The organism is Lysinibacillus sp. FSL K6-0102 (genome assembly GCF_038003545.1).
Taxonomy (GTDB): Bacteria; Bacillota; Bacilli; order Bacillales_A; family Planococcaceae; genus Lysinibacillus; species Lysinibacillus capsici.
This window is the reverse complement of the sequence record NZ_JBBOPH010000001.1, coordinates 2,904,202-2,923,048: the sequence shown is the minus strand read 5'-3', so window position 1 is coordinate 2,923,048 and position 18,847 is coordinate 2,904,202. Positions and strand designations below refer to the sequence as shown.

General features: G+C 39.9%; 22 protein-coding genes. 15 read left to right on the top strand and 7 right to left on the bottom strand.

Going from position 1 to position 18,847, the window contains the following annotated elements:
- The first annotated feature begins 99 nt into the window (after nt 1-99).
- The 3 genes from tnpA to NYE73_RS14925 all read left to right on the top strand — a co-directional run bounded on the left by tnpA (nt 100) and on the right by NYE73_RS14925 (nt 2,838).
- Complete coding sequence (tnpA, locus tag NYE73_RS14935; protein ID WP_115673398.1) at nt 100-576, top strand: IS200/IS605 family transposase; 477 nt, start codon at nt 100-102, stop codon at nt 574-576.
- Nucleotides 577-849: 273 nt separating this feature from the next.
- Entirely contained in the window at nt 850-1,788 is a 939-nt protein-coding gene (locus NYE73_RS14930; protein WP_259951156.1) for an alpha/beta hydrolase, read from the top strand.
- Between the two features lie 177 nt (nt 1,789-1,965).
- The gene (locus NYE73_RS14925) at nt 1,966-2,838 is read left to right on the top strand and encodes a DMT family transporter (RefSeq protein WP_048392431.1); all 873 of its coding nucleotides are present in this window, start codon (nt 1,966-1,968) and stop codon (nt 2,836-2,838) included.
- Between the two features lie 19 nt (nt 2,839-2,857).
- Here the strand turns inward: NYE73_RS14925 and NYE73_RS14920 are convergent, their stop codons facing one another.
- Nucleotides 2,858-3,544: an ArsR/SmtB family transcription factor gene (locus NYE73_RS14920; RefSeq protein WP_066037762.1), complete on the bottom strand. Its 687-nt coding sequence runs from the start codon at nt 3,542-3,544 to the stop codon at nt 2,858-2,860.
- A gap of 88 nt (nt 3,545-3,632) precedes the next feature.
- On the opposite strand from NYE73_RS14920, the gene NYE73_RS14915 reads away from it, so the two are divergent.
- The 4 genes from NYE73_RS14915 to NYE73_RS14900 all read left to right on the top strand — a co-directional run bounded on the left by NYE73_RS14915 (nt 3,633) and on the right by NYE73_RS14900 (nt 6,315).
- A complete protein-coding gene (locus tag NYE73_RS14915; protein WP_016991657.1) occupies nt 3,633-3,941 on the top strand; it encodes an antibiotic biosynthesis monooxygenase family protein in 309 nt (102 codons plus the stop codon).
- 25 nt (nt 3,942-3,966) lie between these two features.
- Nucleotides 3,967-4,797, top strand: coding sequence for a CbrC family protein (locus tag NYE73_RS14910; protein ID WP_112118425.1), 831 nt, complete (start codon nt 3,967-3,969; stop codon nt 4,795-4,797).
- 24 nt (nt 4,798-4,821) lie between these two features.
- A complete protein-coding gene (locus NYE73_RS14905) occupies nt 4,822-5,931 on the top strand; it encodes a PA2928 family protein (RefSeq protein WP_259951152.1) in 1,110 nt (369 codons plus the stop codon).
- A 93-nt stretch (nt 5,932-6,024) separates the two neighbouring features.
- Nucleotides 6,025-6,315, top strand: a complete 291-nt coding sequence (locus tag NYE73_RS14900; RefSeq protein ID WP_048392436.1) for a hypothetical protein — start codon at nt 6,025-6,027, stop codon at nt 6,313-6,315.
- A 46-nt stretch (nt 6,316-6,361) separates the two neighbouring features.
- Here the strand turns inward: NYE73_RS14900 and NYE73_RS14895 are convergent, their stop codons facing one another.
- Genes NYE73_RS14895 through fdhF form a run of 3 tightly spaced genes read right to left on the bottom strand, consistent with a single transcriptional unit; the run spans nt 6,362 to nt 10,841 of the window.
- The gene (locus NYE73_RS14895) at nt 6,362-7,408 is read right to left on the bottom strand and encodes an Mrp/NBP35 family ATP-binding protein (RefSeq protein WP_259951151.1); all 1,047 of its coding nucleotides are present in this window, start codon (nt 7,406-7,408) and stop codon (nt 6,362-6,364) included.
- Nucleotides 7,409-7,420: 12 nt separating this feature from the next.
- Entirely contained in the window at nt 7,421-7,900 is a 480-nt protein-coding gene (locus NYE73_RS14890) for a DUF1641 domain-containing protein (protein ID WP_048392447.1), read from the bottom strand.
- A 4-nt stretch (nt 7,901-7,904) separates the two neighbouring features.
- Nucleotides 7,905-10,841 (bottom strand): formate dehydrogenase subunit alpha, encoded by a 2,937-nt coding sequence (gene fdhF, locus NYE73_RS14885; protein ID WP_259951150.1) that lies wholly within the window; start codon nt 10,839-10,841, stop codon nt 7,905-7,907.
- 574 nt (nt 10,842-11,415) lie between these two features.
- On the opposite strand from fdhF, the gene NYE73_RS14880 reads away from it, so the two are divergent.
- The 3 genes from NYE73_RS14880 to moaA are packed head-to-tail and all read left to right on the top strand — an operon-like array spanning nt 11,416 to nt 13,608.
- Nucleotides 11,416-11,763, top strand: a complete 348-nt coding sequence (locus NYE73_RS14880; protein WP_004230595.1) for a DUF2294 domain-containing protein — start codon at nt 11,416-11,418, stop codon at nt 11,761-11,763.
- Between the two features lie 12 nt (nt 11,764-11,775).
- Entirely contained in the window at nt 11,776-12,591 is an 816-nt protein-coding gene (gene fdhD, locus NYE73_RS14875) for a formate dehydrogenase accessory sulfurtransferase FdhD (protein ID WP_004230594.1), read from the top strand.
- Complete coding sequence (moaA, locus tag NYE73_RS14870; RefSeq protein WP_054550427.1) at nt 12,592-13,608, top strand: GTP 3',8-cyclase MoaA; 1,017 nt, start codon at nt 12,592-12,594, stop codon at nt 13,606-13,608.
- Nucleotides 13,609-13,658: 50 nt separating this feature from the next.
- Here the strand turns inward: moaA and moaC are convergent, their stop codons facing one another.
- The 3 genes from moaC to NYE73_RS14855 are packed head-to-tail and all read right to left on the bottom strand — an operon-like array spanning nt 13,659 to nt 15,215.
- On the bottom strand, nt 13,659-14,141 hold the full coding sequence (moaC, locus tag NYE73_RS14865) for a cyclic pyranopterin monophosphate synthase MoaC (protein ID WP_048392450.1): 483 nt from the start codon (nt 14,139-14,141) through the stop codon (nt 13,659-13,661).
- A complete protein-coding gene (mobA, locus tag NYE73_RS14860) occupies nt 14,134-14,724 on the bottom strand; it encodes a molybdenum cofactor guanylyltransferase (protein ID WP_259951149.1) in 591 nt (196 codons plus the stop codon). The genes moaC and mobA overlap by 8 nt, the downstream gene beginning before the upstream one ends.
- Complete coding sequence (locus NYE73_RS14855; protein WP_066037755.1) at nt 14,721-15,215, bottom strand: MogA/MoaB family molybdenum cofactor biosynthesis protein; 495 nt, start codon at nt 15,213-15,215, stop codon at nt 14,721-14,723. Before NYE73_RS14855 ends, mobA begins: the two co-directional genes overlap by 4 nt.
- A gap of 107 nt (nt 15,216-15,322) precedes the next feature.
- On the opposite strand from NYE73_RS14855, the gene NYE73_RS14850 reads away from it, so the two are divergent.
- The 5 genes from NYE73_RS14850 to moaD are packed head-to-tail and all read left to right on the top strand — an operon-like array spanning nt 15,323 to nt 18,832.
- Entirely contained in the window at nt 15,323-16,339 is a 1,017-nt protein-coding gene (locus NYE73_RS14850; RefSeq protein ID WP_259951147.1) for a thiazole biosynthesis adenylyltransferase ThiF, read from the top strand.
- Nucleotides 16,340-16,351: 12 nt separating this feature from the next.
- Nucleotides 16,352-17,641 carry a molybdopterin molybdotransferase MoeA gene (locus NYE73_RS14845; protein WP_259951146.1) on the top strand — a complete coding sequence of 430 codons (1,290 nt, stop codon included), beginning with the start codon at nt 16,352-16,354 and terminating at the stop codon, nt 17,639-17,641.
- On the top strand, nt 17,611-18,129 hold the full coding sequence (mobB, locus tag NYE73_RS14840; protein ID WP_103118320.1) for a molybdopterin-guanine dinucleotide biosynthesis protein B: 519 nt from the start codon (nt 17,611-17,613) through the stop codon (nt 18,127-18,129). The genes NYE73_RS14845 and mobB overlap by 31 nt, the downstream gene beginning before the upstream one ends.
- On the top strand, nt 18,126-18,602 hold the full coding sequence (locus NYE73_RS14835) for a molybdenum cofactor biosynthesis protein MoaE (RefSeq protein ID WP_048392456.1): 477 nt from the start codon (nt 18,126-18,128) through the stop codon (nt 18,600-18,602). The genes mobB and NYE73_RS14835 overlap by 4 nt, the downstream gene beginning before the upstream one ends.
- Complete coding sequence (gene moaD, locus NYE73_RS14830) at nt 18,599-18,832, top strand: molybdopterin converting factor subunit 1 (RefSeq protein ID WP_004230585.1); 234 nt, start codon at nt 18,599-18,601, stop codon at nt 18,830-18,832. Before NYE73_RS14835 ends, moaD begins: the two co-directional genes overlap by 4 nt.
- Nucleotides 18,833-18,847 lie beyond the last annotated feature (15 nt).

Genomic DNA, 18,847 nt, shown 5'->3' with positions numbered 1-18,847 from the left:
AGGGGTTCCAAAGAGCTTCTAGCTATGGACAAGAAAAAAACCCCAGCCGTACAATGAAATCAGGTCTGGTCAACCGACTTCGTACGAAAGGGGCTCCAAATGGATAATAAAAGTTTAGCACACACGACATGGAATTGTAAGTATCACATCGTCTTTGCGCCAAAATATAGAAGGCAGATTATTTATGGACAAATCAAAGCAGATATAGGTAGAATTCTTCGCCAGTTATGTGAAAGAAAAGGAGTAGAAATCATTGAAGCCACAGCCTGTCCTGATCACATTCATATGTTGGTGAGTATTCCACCAAAAATAAGTGTTTCATCGTTTGTGGGTTATTTGAAAGGGAAGAGTAGTTTAATGATATTCGATCGGCATGCGAACCTGAAATACAAATATGGAAATAGGAAGTTTTGGTGTCGCGGATATTATGTAGATACAGTAGGACGAAACAGAAAAATCATACAGGAATATATAAAAAATCAATTGCAAGAGGATATTCTTGAGGATCAAATGACCATGAAAGAATTCATTGATCCATTTACAGGAGAAGAAATACAAGCAAAAAAGCGAAAATAATAAAACCACTTTAGTGGTAGCGTGAAAACGGAGTGCGGTTGGCGGACCTTTCAGTGTGTCTTTAGACATGGGCCAGTACCCCAGCGTTTCACGCGTAGAGCAAACCACCAGTTAGACTGGTGGTTCTGATTGTTGTTCATCTTGTGTTCATATTGTCGTCATTCGGAAGACATCTCTCTCCTTTATAGTTGCACTAACAGCTCAAAAGAAGCTGGAATAATCGTAGTAAAGGAGGAGGCACGAGTAAAGGTGAATCCCTCTCGTGCATTAAACATGAAAAAATTTATGCGTGTTTTACTGAAATCAATGGCAGTCCTAGGTATATCCATTGTGGGGCTACTTGTCATTGTTTTTACAATAAACATTATTTGCAACAAAATAGAGCAAGGAAAAATAGAACCTTATGGTCAGCTCGTCTCCGTGAATGGGGAAAAAATGAATGTCACCATTCAAGGTAAGGGTGCTGAAACCATCGTATTACTACCAGGCTTCGGTACTGCAGCACCAACGCTCGACTTTAAGCCATTGATAGATGAACTAGCTCCCTATTATAAAATCGTTTCAATAGAGCCCTTTGGCTATGGCTTAAGTGAGGATACAGCTAAAGAACGAAGCACAGAGAATATTGTTAGTGAAATCCATGAAGCTTTACAGGAGTTAAAGATTGATCGGTATATGCTAATGGGACATTCGATAGCAGGCATCTATGGACTCGATTATGTTAATAAATATCCGAATGAGGTAACTGGATTTGTCGGGATTGATAGCAGTGTCCCTACACAGGGTGGTATGGACACGAAGTTTCCAATTAAGTCGTTACAACTGCTAAAAAAATCAGGGATTGCAAGAATTCTTATAAAATTTTCAGATGATCCCTATGCAGGTCTTCCGTATGATGACGACACAAAAGAGCAAATTAGGATGATTACACTCAAAAACTTTTATAATACAAGCACTTCAAATGAATTAGAGCATATTAGCAAAAATTTCACGGCAGCCAAAACTCTTACATTCCCTAAAGATTTACCTCTTCTCTTATTTGTCCAAGCGAAAAGTGGTGGAGTTGAAAAGAACTGGATACCGCTGCATGAAGAACAAGTCAAACATTCCGTATACGGCAAAGTAATCACACTGGATGGGGATCATTACTTACACCATACAAAATCGGAGGAAATCGCAGACAACATCAGATCGTTTATGCAAAATAAATAATCCATAGTTTCTTACCTCTTTGCTTTTGGAGGTAAGATTTTTTAATACTATCCTCTTCCTTACGAAATCTTATAAAATCTTTCAATTGAGTTGTAATCCATACTTCGATGAGCATTGAAATACTTCCTGATTATAATGTACGTAGAACAATTATTCTATCAGGTAAGGAGCTATTGGATGAAAAATTATCAATTTATTGCTTTATTAGTAGTAACGACCTTTTTAATGGGTTCATCATTTGCCATTGTTAAATTAGGCTTACCGTATGCCTCGCCTTTATTATTAGCTGCACTTCGCTTTATATTGGCTGGTATAATCATGGCTATCGTTGTTATCATCTTGAAGAGACCTCATCCTATTACAAGGAGGGAGTGGTTCAAATTATGCATGATCGGGAGCTTTCAAACAGCAGGTGTGATGGGGTGTATTTTTTTAAGTCTCCGCACCATTACGGCAAGTGAGTCTTCTATTTTAACATTTACAAACCCATTACTAGTTGTAATTTTTGCCACCATTTTCATGAAAGTGTCCTACCGTTTCTATCAATGGATCGGGGTTTTGTTTGGCTTAATCGGGGTGATGATTACGATGGGGGCACAAGTTGAATTGAAAGTAGGCATCCTTTTTGGCTTGCTATCAGCTGTTTTTTGGGCTACTGCCACCTTGTTAGTGAAAAAATGGGGCGTGTTATTTGATACGTGGGTTTTATCTGCTTATCAGATGCTATTTGGAGGCTTACTCTTATTACTAGGAAGCGCATTGTTAGAACAGCCATTTTTTATTGTGAATCCACAATCGTTATTGATTCTGTTGTGGCTTAGTATTTTTTCCTCGATCATACAATTTGCAGGGTGGTATTATCTTCTGCAAAATAGTGATCCAGGAAAAACAAGTGCCTATTTATTTTTAGCTCCTTTTTTTGGCGTATTAACAGGCTGGGTGTTATTGGAAGAACCGTTAAAACCATCACTAATGGTTGGCGGCTTATTCATCATCATGGGCATTTATTTAGTAAACCGAACTTTTAGTGGAGAAAGGGCTAGGAGATAACTCCGTGCCCTTTCCTAATTTACAAATCTAAATGAAAGACCTCTTTAAAGCCTATTTTCCCTTTCTCCGTCACTTTAATGGCGCGAATAGAGGGAACTCGTAAAAGCCAACCAAGGTTGAAAAATTGATTTAATAGCTCACAGCCTAGTGCACCAGCTAAATGATAACGCCGTTCACTCCAATCTAAACAGGCATGAGAAAAGGATCGTCGTTTTCTCTTTAAAGCAGTTAAATCGATTCCGAATGTCGTAAAAAATAATATGCCCTCATCTGTCAGGACAAATTGTTTACCCTCCAATGTAAGATAGCCTGCCTTGAGCATCGATTCCGTTAATTGGACACCCAATTTACCAGCAAGGTGATCATAGCAAGTTCTAGCATCCTGTAATAACTTGATTTGGCTCGATTGCTTTAATGAACGTACTTCAGGTGGTGGAGAGATGGCTAGGAATGACTCTAAAAATTGAGCAATGTCCTCACCAGCCAATTGAAAATAACGATGACGTCCCTGCTTTTCAACTTTTATCAGCTTTCCTTCTACTAATTTAGCAAGATGAAAGCTAGCAGTTTGTGGTTTGATGGCAGCCATATATGCTAGTTCACTAGCCGTATGAAAACGACCGTCCATCATACTAGCAAGTATGGTTGCCCTTGACGTTTCACCAAGAAGTGCCGCTATTTCTGCCATGTTTGGATTAATTCCCATTCTGTCACAATCCTTTCAGTGTCCTATATTTAGATTTTAGTCAAAGTCATTATGGTTTACAATAAAAGTAATAGAGGAGGAGAAATAAATGGAAACATATTATGCAGTGATTTTTACATCGCAAAGAACTGAGCAAGATGGGGATGGCTATGGCAAGATGGCTGACCTAATCGATGCCTTAGCACAGCAACAGCCTGGTTTCATTCGTGTTGAAAGTGTTAGAAATGAGGAAGGAAAGGGCATAACGGTGTCTTATTGGGAATCGCTAGAGGCTATCCAAGCATGGAAAGACAATGCCAAGCATTTAACAGCACAACAATTGGGTAAAGACAAATGGTACACAAACTATAAAGTGGAAATCTGCCAAATGATAAAAGATTATTCATTTGCCAAATAGCAAGTAAGAAGGAGGCTTATTTTTTATGACGATTGTGGAAGAATGGCACGAACTAAGACAAAAATTTAATCCTTCCAATCCGATAACCATTAATCAAATGCATATTTTTAAAGATCAATTAAAGCAGGTTCAACAAACAGAAGAAACATTAAGGATATTAGTAGAGGTCTACTGTTTACTTAGGATGTATCCTGAGGCATATCAGTTATTTACTGTCATTATGAATAAAGACGATAAAAAGGATCGAAAAAAGTATGGCGTTCTCCAGACCTACATAGATAAACCAAATTCGGTGAATCCTCTGCTGCCAAGAAAAATTAGAGACCATCAGCAGCTTAAAACGAAAATTCCAACGTTTAAATATCTACCAAACCCTCTAGAGGCTGAAATTTTTGAAACAGATGAAATCGTTGTATGTGATTGTTGTGAGCAAGAAGTGGATGTCTATTATACTGGTGGTATTTATGCAATTGAGGAAGTAGATTATCTTTGTCCTTCCTGCATCCATAGTGGGGAAGCAGCTCAAAAATATGATGGTTCTTTCCAGCAAGACTTAATGGATGATGAACAGGTTACGAACCCCAAGTTTGCTGAGGAAGTACTCTTTCGGACGCCTGGCTATGTAAGCTGGCAGGGCAATAATTGGGTGGCACATTGCTCTGACTATTGTGCGTTTATCGGCTATGTTGGTTGGCGTGATTTAGTAGAGCTAGGAATTGAGGATCAATTTGATAATTATACCGGCTTTTCAAAAGAAGAACTTTCTGCATCCTTAATGAACAATGGTCATCATCAAGGCTATTTATTTCAATGCTTGGAATGTGACCGTTATGTCCTTTATTCAGATTTTAGTTAGTCGTTGTTTGAGGGGGGTAGAGAAGTGGAACAATTTCTACAACGATATATCTATTCATGGCGTTTAAATGGTTGGCTTATCCATGATATTTTTTTCTGCATCGTGCTGGGCATAGGATTTTTACTGTTAATGTTTATCGTCTTGAAACGTAAACGCCTCGTTACTTCTAGCATTTTGCTCATTGCTTTTTTATTGGTCAGTAATCTATTAATGATTGTTTTTGGCTTAGCAGGGAGAGGTTTTCCCATCAAATCCGATTCGCCGATTTATACAGATGATTCACAAAGCATTGCTGTTCAAATGGTGCAAGGCTCAGAAAATAATGGGACATCGAATGGAATTACGCATTTAATCGCACACCATCTCCTAGTAGCTGTGAATTTACAAACAGGTGAAAAGCAATGGACAAAATCAGCTTCCTATAAAGAAACACTGCTTGGGGAATTTATGGGGGGTGTTCTTGTCCATCATCGTGATGATGAGTTTGGTCAATTATCCTTGGTAGATATGGAAACAGGCAAAGAACTACTTTCTAAAAAAGATTTTCGAACGCAACATCCGTCATTAATAGCGATATTGAGCAATAATGCACATCAAATGGCTGTCCTAGAGAACCATTTATATTTGGAAGGGGTCGATGGCAAATTCTATCGCTTTGATGGTAAAACATTAAGTGAGGATGCGAAGGCTCAAGATTACCTATCTGCCCGTTTTTTCATCGAGACAGAGTTGCCGGGCTATTTTGCTACACATCCACAGCCTGTAGAGGATTATCAGACCATCCGCGATTTTAGTCAAGCTGTCCTAACCGAGCCAGCCATTCAAGCCTATGAAAATTTACAACCAAAAGTGGTGGATGTAGATATCATAGAAAAAACGGCTCTTGTTTCATATAGGCAAACACAGCGAGAAAGTGCTGAACACATGTTATTGCTCTATGATATGAACAAACATCAGGTATTGTGGGAACGCAATATTGGCATCATTAATTCCCAACAACAACAGCCCACTGTTCGGACATTAGAGAATAGCTACGTCATTCAAGCTGGTGATAGATTACTGGTATTGGACAAAAAAATGAATAAGAGGTCTGTTCACTATCATCTACGTTGGAATCGTCCTATTGATGAGTGAAATCTATTGGAAAAATCGTTCTTTTTTTGATTCGCCAAAAAAGGAGTATAATTTAATAGGAAGAAACTCTTATTAAAAGGACGGCGTGCAAATATGAATGAACAATTAGTAGATTGGATTATACGCTTTCAAAGGGATAAGGATATTGAAGCACTGGCCCATTTAAAAGATTATTGTTATGAGATGATCGAACCTTTGATGGAAGAATTTACGATGAAGTATGGCGAAGAAGCAGGCGAGTTATTACGCCTAAAGTGGGATAAACGATTTTATTTTATATTTACAAAATATCAAGTGAATGTAGGACTACCTCTAGAGACATTTGTAAAAAATACGTATCGTTTTTATTTCATGCAGGTATTACAAAAGGCTGGTTATAAGTAATAGAAAAAACCCTTGATTTGCGTAAAAACAAATCAAGGGTTTTAAATTATTTATAGAGTAGATCTTCTGCTAAATGAGTAAACACTTCACCGATTATCGACACTTCATCATAGACCGAGGAACCTGTATTTTCCTCAGGTTGAGCAAAAGGAATTTGAGCGATTACATCTGTCTGTAATAAATCTGCTAATTGTTCGGCTCCGCCTTGTCCAAATAGATAGTTTTTTTGACCGTCAGCACCTTCAAAATAGGCCATGTTTTCAACAACACCAAGAATCCTGTGTTTCGTATGTTGCGCCATCAAGCCTGCACGAGATGCAACATGAGAAGCGGCAAGATGCGGTGTTGTCACGATGATTTCTTGGGCTTGTGGAATCATCGCAGCCATATCAATTGCAACATCTCCTGTACCAGGTGGTAAATCGATGAGGAGGTAATCTAAATCTCCCCATAGCGTGTTGACAAGGAAATTGCGAATCCACTTATTGAGCATAGGACCACGCCACATAACAGGCTGGTTGTCATTTGTAAAAAAGCCCATCGACATTATTTTTACGCCGTTACGTTCTACTGGAATCGCCGTTTGATCAAGCATGGTAGGCTTTTGATCAATCTTCATCATGGCAGGGATACTGAAACCATAGATATCAGCATCTAAAATACCTACACGTTTGCCAAGACGAGCAAGTGCAACCGCTAAATTAATGGTCACTGTAGACTTTCCAACACCGCCTTTACCACTTGTAATGGCAATGAATTGAACACCAGAATTAGGCAGTAGCATGTTTGGCATTCCTTGTTCAGTTACATTTTTTGCCTGTAGAGAGGCTGTTAAAGTGCGACGCTCCTGATCTGTCATAGCACCAAAGCTAATGGTAACAGTGGAGGCACCAAGCGCTTGTAAGGCCTCCTCCACATCTTGCTGTATTTTCGCCTTTAACGGACATCCTGGTATGGTCAAAATAATATCCAGCGCTATATGGTTGTCATGTATTTGAATGTTTCGCACCATATTCAAATCTACAATACTCTGATGTAGCTCAGGATCATTTACCTGTTTCAATGCGTTTACAACATTTTCTTTTGTTAACATTTAGGAACCACCTTATTCTTTTAAGCCTTTGCCGAGTCCCTTTAAGAAATGAACCCCAAAATTGAGCGCACGATTGACATCTGGATCGTTTATCATTTTCATGAGCTTAAAGGCACTGACCTTTTCATTCGATTCAAGTGCTTTGCTTGCTTCATCTACGCCTGTATTTAAGCCTTCAATCAGCTTAGTCGTTGTTTCAGGATTGAGCTCCGTCAATGCTCCCGCAACACCCATTAAATTGTTAATGATATTAGTTACAGGCTTACGTGTTAATTGTCCAAGTGCAATATGTGCCACTTCCTCTTTGGCTTCAAGTAGCTTCATTGCTGCTTCTAGTGCACCGATATCATTTAATTCAGCCATAATACTAAACACCTGATTGACGGCTTCTTCATTTTCAGAAAGCAGTTCTTTTAGATTATCTAATTTTTGTTCTTTTAGTTGTTCTTCTGTTAATTGTTGTTTTTTAATGCCTGTAATGGGTACAGCCATGCTCTCACTCTCTTTCGTTTATGGTTGTTAAGTGAACGTAGCCAGGACGATTCCATTTTCGTTGTACCTCAACACCATTTTGAGGATGACGCTTTTTATAGCGTGGGTTTGTGCGAGGAAGTGGTGATTTACCTTTTGCTTTTAGCACTTCTACTCGTACTTTTGTTTGTTTATAAGCTGGTGTTGACGTATTCACATCTGCTGCAGGGCCAGTTAGGAAGTTGATGGCTGAATCTTTGCTAACAGAGTTCATTGGTAAGAATAATTCGTTTCCTTGTACGCGATCTGTAACAAGAGCATTTAGCTTCAAGGCACCATATGGAGACACTAAACGAAGTAGGGCTCCATCTGCAATGCCTCGTTCTTTCGCCAATTCTGGTGATACTTCAACGAAAATTTCAGGTACTTTCGATTGAATACCTTTCGATTTATTTGTTAGATTTCCTTCATGGAAGTGTTCAAGCATACGGCCATTATTAATATGACAATCGTATTGTGCTTCAAACTCAACAGGCTGCACCCAATCATTTAAAGCAAAACGAGCTTTCTTATCAGGGAAGTTAAAGCCATCTTCATATAATAATGGTGTATCTTTACCATCATGGCTACCCCAACAGAAGCTTCCCCAGCCTTCAAGAACATCATAGTTGGCTTGTGAGAAGAGGGGAGACAGGCTCGCCATTTCATCAAAGATGTCGCTTGGGTGATCATAATGCCAATCTGCACCTAAACGATGAGCAACCGCTTGCAATATTTCCCAATCTGCTTTCGACTCACCAAGTGTTGGTAATACTTGATACAGGCGTTGAACACGACGTTCCGTATTCGTAAATGTACCTTCCTTTTCAAGCGAAGGCGCAGCAGGTAAAATCACATCTGCATATTGTGCTGTGCGTGATAGGAAACAATCTTGGACAACGAAAAAGTCAAGCTGTGAAAGCACCTCATCTACATGGTTGGCATTACAGTCAACAAGTGCCATATCTTCGCCCACTAAATACATCGCTTTCATTTTCCCTTCCATAATCGCATCTAACATTTGCATATTATTTCGACCAGGCTGTGGTTGAATAGGGACACCATAGGCTTTTTCGAATTTTGCACGTGCCTCGTCATCTGTGACTCTTTGATAGCCTGGCAATAGATTTGGAAGTGTCCCCATATCGCAGGCACCTTGCACATTGTTATGGCCGCGGAGTGGGTAGGCACCAGCACCTGGACGACGATAGTTTCCAGTTGCCAAAAGTAAATTTGAAATCGCTGCGGATGTATAGGAGCCACCAGTATTTTGTGTTACACCCATGCCCCAAAGAACACATGTACCATCTGCATCACGAATCATTTCAGCTACTTCGATCAATGTTTCCTTACTAATACCAGTCATTTCTTGTGCATAATTAAGTGTATAGGTTGCAAGTACTTGTTTAAAATCATCATAATGAAGGACGTTTTCTTGAATAAACGCTTCATCATGCCAACCTTGATCAATGATATATTTGGTAACAGCCATTAACCAAACTTGATCAGTACCTTGCTTTGGACGCATAAATATGTCGGAACGCTCTGCCATTTCATGCTTACGAATATCAGCAACAATTAATTTCTGACCATGTAATTTATGTGCACGTTTCACACGTGTTGCTAAAACAGGATGTCCCTCAGCTGGATTAGCCCCAACAATAATGACAAGTCCAGCCTTAGCAATATCTTTGATCGTACCAGCATCTCCTCCCATGCCAACTGTACGTAATAAACCATCAGTTGCAGGAGATTGGCAATAACGAGAACAATTATCGACATCGTTTGTGCCAAATAATTGACGGGCCATTTTTTGAATTAAGTAATTCTCTTCATTTGTAATTTTAGAAGAGGAGATAAAGCCAACAGAACCTGGACCATATTGTTGTTGAATGCCACCTAGTTTTGTTGCAATTAAATCAAGTGCTTCATCCCACGATGATTCCACAAACTCATTATTTTTACGAATGAGTGGTTTTGTAATACGTTCCTCAGAATTGATAAAATCCCAGCCGAATTTCCCTTTGACACATGTAGAAATCGCATTTACTGGACCATCGGAAGGCTGTACTTTTAAAATTTTACGACCCTTTGTCCAAACTTCGAACGAGCAGCCTACACCACAGAAAGTACATACTGTTTTTGTTTTTTTGGTGCGCTTACTACGCATGGCTGCTTCCACTTCAGAAACGGCAAAAATACCGCTATAGCCTGGTTCAACTTCCTTAATCAAACTGATCATCGGATCTAACATATCCTGTTTGAGGCCAGTCATAAATCCAGCCTCTCCAAGCATGGATTTTTCCATTAAGGCATTACATGGACATACGGTTACGCATTGACCACAACTTACACAGGAAGAATCATTGATAGCAACGCCCGTATCCCAAATGACACGTGGTCTTTCTGCTTCCCAATCAAGGGATAATGTTTCATTTACCTGTAGATTCTGACAAACCTCTACGCACTGACCACAAGCGATACATTGGTTAGGATCGTATCGATAAAACGGATGTGACATGTCTACTTCATGAGGTTCCACTTTTGGCTGGTAGGGATATTTTTGATGCTCGATTTCCATCATTTCGGCAGTGTTGTGTAAAGCACAATTGCCATTGTTGTTATCACAAACTGTACAATACAGTAAATGATTTTCGAGTAGACGGTCCATCGCTTCTGTTTGTGCCGCTTTTGCTTTGTCAGAAGTTAGGAATACATTCATGCCGTCTACTGCCTTTGTAGAGCAGGAACGAACTAATTGGCCATTCACTTCTACGATACATGTATCACATGTTTCAATGGGGTCAACAGCGGGCACATGACAAATCTGTGGATGCGGAATGTCATGTTGATTAATGGTATCAAGGATTGTAGCTCCTTCTTTTACTTCATACGGTACGCCATTAATATTAATTTGAGTCAAGGTAACTTCCTCCTTTTGCACTTTGAGACGAATCGGATAACATGGTACAGCTTAAGACAAAAGGGAATAACAAATCGAGTTGGTGATTGTTGAAAAGATTGTCTTGTTATCATTGTAATTCCCAATGGTTCTTGAAGCTACCTCAAAATAGGTAAATTGCTAGATCATAACATGTTATCCAAGTCTCGGTTTTGAAAAAATAAAAAAATCCACCATGAAATTACATGTCCGAGACATGCTAATAATTCATGGTGGATAAAATTCTTAGCAGGTCTTGCTAAAAACTCAATCTACTTTTATTTTTTAATTACAATAGAATTCAACTATTAAAAACACTATGCAACATCGTAACATAGGGTTCAAAATAAATTAATTCCATTTGTGATATGAATATTATAGCCCTTTCCTTCAAAATGAACAATATTTATCATAAAATTTATTAAATGAGAATTATTATCAAAAAGTATTTTCTCTTTTATTTTTTTAAAAGTTGCTATATCATTAACAAACTGTAAGGGTGGCCTACATAACCATTTGCCTAAAAAAGTTTAATTATGATGGGAGAATCGTTGCTATGTCTAAAAAAATCCACGAATTTAATGACATGATTCGAAAGTTAAGAAAGGAAGTATTTGGTAAAGGTCCTGAACGTATTCATACCGTTTTTGTCGAGAATATGGCTGTATCTACCTTATACGGAAATATCACTCCGACAGAAAAATTTATTGCCAGTACACCAGAAGGGCTGAAAATGGTGCATGCTGCAAGGACGAGTATGATTCAAGATTTATATAGACAATCGCCACCAGAGGGTATGGAAGAATTGATGGGCAGCAAATTACTTCACTTATTTTCAGATATTAAAATTGAAGAGGATTTTGCGATTTCCGTCTTTGTTTTTGAAAAGCATATCAGTGAATAAAGGGGATGCCTTATGGATCGAGCAATGACAAGAAAAATTGTGCGTGTTGAAGGACAACGAGTGACAGAAATGGTTGATTTAATTGTTTCAGAATACGCTGTTACCGTAAAAATTAATCAGCAGGAATTTGTCACGATGGTCTGTACACCCGAGTATGTAGAAGATATGGTTATTGGCTACTTAGCTTCTGAACGAGTGATTCGTAGTTTTGAGGATATTGAGGAAATTTGGCACCAAGAGAAAGAGGGTTTTGTGCATATTAAAACAAAGCATATTAATCCTTATTACCAACAGACGCAAAACAAGCGCTATATTACGTCCTGCTGTGGGATGAGTCGACAAGGCTTTGTGTTTACGAACGATGCATTAGTAGCAAAAAAAATGGATCAAGTCCATGTGCAAATAACGACCGAAGATTGCTTCCGTTTAATGCATGCGATGCAGGATAGTGCCGATATTTTTAAGAAAACGGGTGGCGTGCATAATGCTGCACTATGTGATGTAAATGGCATCGTCCTAAGTCGCATGGATATTGGACGTCATAATGCTTTGGATAAAATTTACGGCTATTGCCTACGCAACAACATCCGTATGGAAGATAAAATTATCGTCTTTAGCGGACGAATATCATCGGAGATTTTACTAAAGGTTTCCAAAATAGGCTGTGCCATCGTGCTGTCTAAATCAGCACCCACAGAATTAGCATTGCAATTAGCAGAGCAGCTTGGTATTACGACGGTTGGCTTTATTCGGCAACAGACATTGAATATTTATACACACCCACAACGCATCCTATTACCAGCTAATGAATTGAAAGAAGGAGATTAGATGACGAATCTACAAGACCAATTACACAGACCGTTAAGAGATTTAAGAATATCCGTGACAGATCGTTGTAATTTTCGCTGTCGCTATTGTATGCCAGCAGAAGTATTTGGTCCAGATTACGCATTTTTACCGTCTGATAAAATATTAAGTTTTGATGAAATTGAACGATTAGTAAAAATCTTTGTTTCATTGGGCGTGAAAAAAATACGGATTACAGGTGGGGAACCCTTACTACGTCGTGATTTGCCCGAATTAATTGCCCGTATTCACCGCATAAAAGGTGTAGAAGATATTGCTTTAACAACCAATGGCTCGTTATTAAAAAAATACGCACACTCATTGGCACAGGCAGGCTTAGCCCGAGTTTCTGTTAGTTTAGACTCGCTTGATGATGAGCGTTTTTTCGAGATGAATGGTCATAGAGGCAAGGTATTGCCAGTGTTAGAGGGAATTGAAAAGGCTGCAGAAGCGGGCTTACAAGTAAAAATTAATATGGTTGTTCAAAAAGGGAAAAACGAACAAGATATTGTTACCATGGCGCAGTTTTTTAAAGAAAAACAGCATATTCTACGCTTTATTGAATATATGGATGTAGGGAATTCGAACGGCTGGCGTTTGGATGATGTGGTGTCCAAAAAAGAGATTATTGAGCAAATCCATCGGTTTACGCCGTTACAACCAGTAGCGCCCAATTATAAAGGAGAGGTGGCAACGCGTTATCAGTATCAAGATGCTCAAGGTGAGATTGGTGTAATTTCATCTGTAACGGATTCATTTTGCTCCAATTGCTCACGTGCTCGTCTCTCCGCAGAAGGTTCATTATACACTTGTTTATTTGCAACAGAAGGCACGGATTTAAGGGAATTGTTACGTTCAGGGCAAGATGATGCTGCCATCATCAAGTGCATAACGAACGTTTGGGAAACAAGAAATGATCGTTATTCAGATGAACGCAATGAACAAACGATGGCAAAAAGGAAAACGTCAAAAATTGAAATGTCTCATATTGGGGGGTAGCGTGTAAAAAACAGAAAAAAATCGGCACAATAATGCCGAATTTTTTCTGTTTATTTATGCACAAAAGTGCCACTTTTCCCACCTGTTTTTTCAACAAGGTAAGTTTCTTTGATGACCATCGTCTTATCAACGGCTTTGCACATATCATAAAAAGTTAGTGCTGCGACAGACACAGCAGTGAGAGCTTCCATTTCAACACCCGTTTTTCCACTGCATTTAACAGTGGCTTGAATATGGAGCTCATAGCCATTCTCTGCTTTTTCATAGTCAAACTGGAAATCCGTACCCTGTAGCATGATGGGATGGCACATGGGAATGATATCAGCTGTTTTTTTAGCTCCCATAATCCCTGCAATTTGCGCAACTTGCGTCGGATCACCTTTTTTAATGCCACCTTGTTGGATGGCTTCATAGACCGCATCAGATAAAAGAATCGTACTGCGCGCAATGGCTGTACGTGTTGTGATTTCTTTTGCGGAGATATCGACCATTTTAGGACGACCTTCTTCGTTCCAGTGTGTAAAATTATTCATTATTAAACTCCTTTTTACTTGTTTGTGACCAGTCTTTTTGTGCGTTGATATTGATAAATGTTGAGCTATTGTCATCAAAAGGGACATAACAGACACGAAGTTGCTCTAAAAGCACTTTCATACTCCGTTTATTTTGTGCTGTTAGCTGTGTCGCCTTTGGTAAAGCAGTACGTCGATATAATGCAGCTAATGGCTGATCGCGTAGTGCTTGCGTCGGAACAATGGCATCATAAGTGTCATTAATCAAACCTACCATTTTTTGGATAAATTCTGCATTCATATAAGGCATATCGCTTGCTACGACAAAAAACCATTCCACATCAGGATAGGCTGTCATGATATGATGCAAAGCAAAAAGAGGGCCTTGATGTGGCTGCTTTTCAATAACCCATTGGACATTTTCCTGTCCAAACTGATATTGTAAGTGCGCATTTGTAGCGATAATAAGAGGATCCAGCTGATTTTTTTGCAGGGCTATGAGACTATGTTTATATAATGGCTGTCCAGCAAACATCTCAAACATTTTTGGCTGACCATAGCGAGAGGATTGACCACCAGCTAACACAATACCAGCAATTTTCATAAGCGCTTCAGCTCTCCGACAAAATGTTGGACTGTAGGTACTATGAGCTTCGACATAGCCAAAGTCACTGCATTTGTGGAGCCGGGTAAAACATAAATGGCTGTTTGCTGAAGGCTTCCAGCGGTGGCACGACTAAACATCGCCTTTGGGCCAATTTCTTCATAGCTGAGCATTCGAAATAATTCACCAAACCCCATCATTTCTTTTTCAAACAGAGGCAGAATGGTGTCATAGGTTTGGTCTCTTGGTGTAAATCCTGTTCCACCCGTAACGATAATGGTATTAATTGTTGGATCGCTGCACCAATTTTTAACATGACGAGCGATATCGAGCGGTTCATCCTTTGTTAGTTGGTAGTCTACAACTTCAAATGCAGCTTCCTGTAGTAAGGACTGAATACGCTGACCAGCATGATCATCTGCCTTTGTGCGTGTATCGCTGACCGTTAAAATGGCAACTTGAATTGGTTGCTGCTGATGTGTGGGATGCACAGTAAGACCTCCTTCAAATGCGTTTTTGCTAAAAAACATTGCTTTTATTATAATGCTATAAATGAAAAGGTCAAACGAAAATTCATAGAAAGAAAGGCCACATACGTATGCAAAATAGATATTCTAGACAACAATTATTTCACCCTATCGGACAAACTGGGCAACAATCCCTTCAGCAAAAACACGTCCTTATCATAGGTGCGGGGGCATTGGGGAGTGCTAGTGCAGAAGCGCTTGTGCGAGCAGGTATTGGCAGGCTGACACTCATTGACCGTGATTATGTAGAGTGGAGTAATTTACAAAGACAGCAATTATATACAGAGCTAGATGCACAAGAAAAAATGCCCAAAGTTATCGCAGCTAAAAAGCGTCTCCAACAAATAAACACAGAGGTAGAAATTCACGTCGGCATTATGGATGCTTGCACAGAGACCTTGCTACCATTAGTTGAAGATGTTGATGTGATGGTCGATGCGACCGATAATTTTGATGTTCGCTTTGTCATGAATGACCTTGCGCAAAAGTATCGTATTCCTTGGGTATATGGCTCTTGTGTTGGTAGTTATGGTGCGACCTACACGGTTGTGCCAGGCAAAACGCCCTGTTTGCATTGCTTATTAAAAGTGATGCCCCATACAGGGATGACTTGTGATACCGTTGGCATTATTAGTCCAGCAGTTCAAATTGTTGCAGCTTATCAAGTGGCAGAGGTCCTTAAACTGCTTGTTGGAGATGACAAGGCCTTACGAAAAAGCTACTTAACGTTTGATGTTTGGCAAAATCAACACTATGAAATCAATGTGGAGAAAATAAGGCAGTCTGATTGTCCATCTTGTGGTGATCAGCCAACCTATCCTTATCTCTCCTATGAAAATCAAACGAAATTACAGATCCTTTGTGGTCGAGACGCGGTACAAATTCGACCACCAAAGCCCATTTACTATTCGCTTGATCAGCTGGCAAATCAGCTCCGTTCCCACGGTGAAGTCCAGGTGAATCCTTATTTGCTATCTTGCCAAGCGGACGATTACCGAATCGTTATTTTCCAAGATGGGCGAGTTGTGATACATGGTATACAAGATATACAGAAAGCCAAAAGCATTTATTATCGTTTATTAGGTTAGGGAGTGTACCAAATGGTAGAAAAAAGACAACCAATTCCTGTGGCAGAAGCCGTTCATCGTGTTATGGACTATGCCTTTCAAGCAAAAAAGGAGCATGTGCCATTAACGCAAGCACATGGACGTTTTCTAGCACAAGCTATTAGAGCCGATCATGATGTACCTGCTTTCGATCGTTCGCCGTATGATGGCTATGCCATTCGTTCCGTCGATAGTAAGGAAGCCTCATCACAGCAACCAGTCCGCTTTCAAGTTGTTGGAGAAATTGGCGCGGGCTATGTCTATGAAGACGTAGTTGGCGATCATCAAGCAGTCCGCATTATGACCGGGGCGCCAATACCTCAAGGGTGTGATGCAGTGGTTATGCTAGAATTAACCCATACATTCGAAGAAAATCATCAAAAGTATATGTCCATTAAACGACCTTTTGAAGCAGGTACTAATATTTCCTATAAAGGGGAAGATGTGCAGCAAGGCGCAGTCCTCATTGAACAAGGCCAATATATTAACCCGGGTGTGATGGCCTTACTTGCTACTTTTGGCTATGAGCAAGTACCTGTTTATCGTAAAACAGTTATTGGTGTGCTTGCCACTGGTAGCGAATTACTAGAGCCAGGTGAAGCTTTACAGCCAGGTAAGATTCGCAATAGTAATGCCTATATGATGATGGCGCAAATTGAGCGTGCTGGCGCAGAAGTGAAATATTTCGGCAAGTTGAGTGATGATCTTGCGTTATGTATTGATTGTGTTGAAAAGGCCCTACAGGAAGTAGATATTTTAATTACAACGGGTGGCGTTTCTGTAGGTGATTATGATTATTTACCAGCTATTTATGAGGCGATTGATGCAAAGGTATTGTTTAATAAAATAGCGATGCGTCCAGGTAGTGTGACAACGGTTGCTGCTCGCAACGACAAATTATTATTTGGTCTTTCTGGTAATCCTTCAGCCTGCTATGTTGGCTTTGAGCTATTTGTACGTCCGATTATACGTTCTGCATATGGGCATACTCAACCACATTTACGCAGAGAGCAAGCGATTTTAGGGGCTGATTTTACAAAGCCAAATCCCTTTACACGCTTTGTACGAGCTCGTATCGAATATGAAAAAGGGAAGCTCGTAACTGTCCCATCTGGGTTCGATAAATCGAGTGCAGTTTCATCTTTAGCGACAGCTAATGCGTTCATTGTTTTACCAGGTGGCTCTAGAGGCTATGAAAAGGGTATGCAAGTGGATGTCCTTTTGCTAGAAGATCTGCAAGGAAGTGAGTGGCCTTGGGACAATATCGAAAAATCTTACAGATAGTTGGCTATCAAAATAGTGGGAAAACAACATTGATGGAGCAATTGATCAAGCAGGCTACAATGGAAGGGCTAAGGGTAGGAACCATTAAGCATCATGGACATGGTGGAGTACCGACGATCGAAACTTCCAAGGATAGTAGTCGGCATGAGCAAGCAGGTGCGGTTGTTACAGCAGTGGAGGGGGCGGGTACTTTACGTATGAGTATCCACCAAAATAGCTGGCAATTGGCTGATATACTAGCGATTTATGAGTCCCTTCCACTGGATATCATGCTAATTGAAGGGTATAAAAATGAACATTATCCGAAGGTTGTGCTGCTGCGCACTGCACAGGATCAAGTACTACTACAGCAAGTAACCAATATCCTCTGTGTGATTTATTGGCCAAGCTGTCCGCTTGATCTATCCCTTGCAATCCCTGCTTTTTCGATTTATGAAGAATCACAATATATGGAATTTTTGTTGACAGAAATGAGGGGAAAACTATGACGACAGCGTTATTTGAAGTTATCGATCAACCAATAGATGTGGAGGAAGTAAGACAAAAAGTCCTTAGTCGAAATGCTGGAGCCATCACATTATTCATCGGTACAGTGCGTGAAATGACAAATGGTAAAAAAACGATGCATTTGGAATATCAAGCCTATCCAGCGATGGCGATTAAAATGTTTGAACAGATTGCAAAGGAAATACAAGAAGAGTGGCCAGAAGCAAAAGTGGCCATCACCCATCGTGTCGGTCATTTAGCTATTTCCGATATTGCCGTAGTGATTGCTGTGTCATCACCGCATCGTAAAATAGCTTACATGGCGAATGAATATGCAATTGATCGCATAAAACAAATCGTGCCCATATGGAAAAAAGAACATTGGGAGGACGGGACAGAGTGGATTGGTGATCAATTAGAAAATGTTCCCTATCCGCAAGGGAAACCAGCCATTCAGGAGGAGGAAAACCTGTGATTAACATTTTATTATTTGCCCACCTACAGGAAGCACTAGGTGAATCAAAGCTATCAGTAGAGCTGTCAGATGTGACAGTTGCGCAGTTAAAAGAGTGGATGGAAAAGCGCTACCCTCAGCTTTCATTACAACAGATCATGACAGCGGTTAATGAAGAATTTGCAACGGATACGACGATTGTCAAATCTGGCGACACAATCGCCTTTATTCCACCGATCAGTGGGGGATAAGCAAAAAGAGGTAGT

Excerpts from the sequence above, each read along its gene's own strand:
- tnpA (WP_115673398.1), top strand. The coding sequence starts at position 100 with ATGGATAATAAAAGTTTAGCACACACGACATGGAATTGTAAGTATCAC.
- NYE73_RS14930 (WP_259951156.1), top strand. The coding sequence starts at position 850 with ATGAAAAAATTTATGCGTGTTTTACTGAAATCAATGGCAGTCCTAGGT.
- NYE73_RS14925 (WP_048392431.1), top strand. The coding sequence starts at position 1,966 with ATGAAAAATTATCAATTTATTGCTTTATTAGTAGTAACGACCTTTTTA.
- NYE73_RS14920 (WP_066037762.1), bottom strand. The coding sequence starts at position 3,544 with ATGGGAATTAATCCAAACATGGCAGAAATAGCGGCACTTCTTGGTGAA.
- NYE73_RS14915 (WP_016991657.1), top strand. The coding sequence starts at position 3,633 with ATGGAAACATATTATGCAGTGATTTTTACATCGCAAAGAACTGAGCAA.
- NYE73_RS14910 (WP_112118425.1), top strand. The coding sequence starts at position 3,967 with ATGACGATTGTGGAAGAATGGCACGAACTAAGACAAAAATTTAATCCT.
- NYE73_RS14900 (WP_048392436.1), top strand. The coding sequence starts at position 6,025 with ATGAATGAACAATTAGTAGATTGGATTATACGCTTTCAAAGGGATAAG.
- NYE73_RS14895 (WP_259951151.1), bottom strand. The coding sequence starts at position 7,408 with ATGTTAACAAAAGAAAATGTTGTAAACGCATTGAAACAGGTAAATGAT.
- NYE73_RS14890 (WP_048392447.1), bottom strand. The coding sequence starts at position 7,900 with ATGGCTGTACCCATTACAGGCATTAAAAAACAACAATTAACAGAAGAA.
- NYE73_RS14880 (WP_004230595.1), top strand. The coding sequence starts at position 11,416 with ATGTCTAAAAAAATCCACGAATTTAATGACATGATTCGAAAGTTAAGA.
- fdhD (WP_004230594.1), top strand. The coding sequence starts at position 11,776 with ATGGATCGAGCAATGACAAGAAAAATTGTGCGTGTTGAAGGACAACGA.
- moaA (WP_054550427.1), top strand. The coding sequence starts at position 12,592 with ATGACGAATCTACAAGACCAATTACACAGACCGTTAAGAGATTTAAGA.
- moaC (WP_048392450.1), bottom strand. The coding sequence starts at position 14,141 with ATGAATAATTTTACACACTGGAACGAAGAAGGTCGTCCTAAAATGGTC.
- mobA (WP_259951149.1), bottom strand. The coding sequence starts at position 14,724 with ATGAAAATTGCTGGTATTGTGTTAGCTGGTGGTCAATCCTCTCGCTAT.
- NYE73_RS14850 (WP_259951147.1), top strand. The coding sequence starts at position 15,323 with ATGCAAAATAGATATTCTAGACAACAATTATTTCACCCTATCGGACAA.
- NYE73_RS14845 (WP_259951146.1), top strand. The coding sequence starts at position 16,352 with ATGGTAGAAAAAAGACAACCAATTCCTGTGGCAGAAGCCGTTCATCGT.
- NYE73_RS14835 (WP_048392456.1), top strand. The coding sequence starts at position 18,126 with ATGACGACAGCGTTATTTGAAGTTATCGATCAACCAATAGATGTGGAG.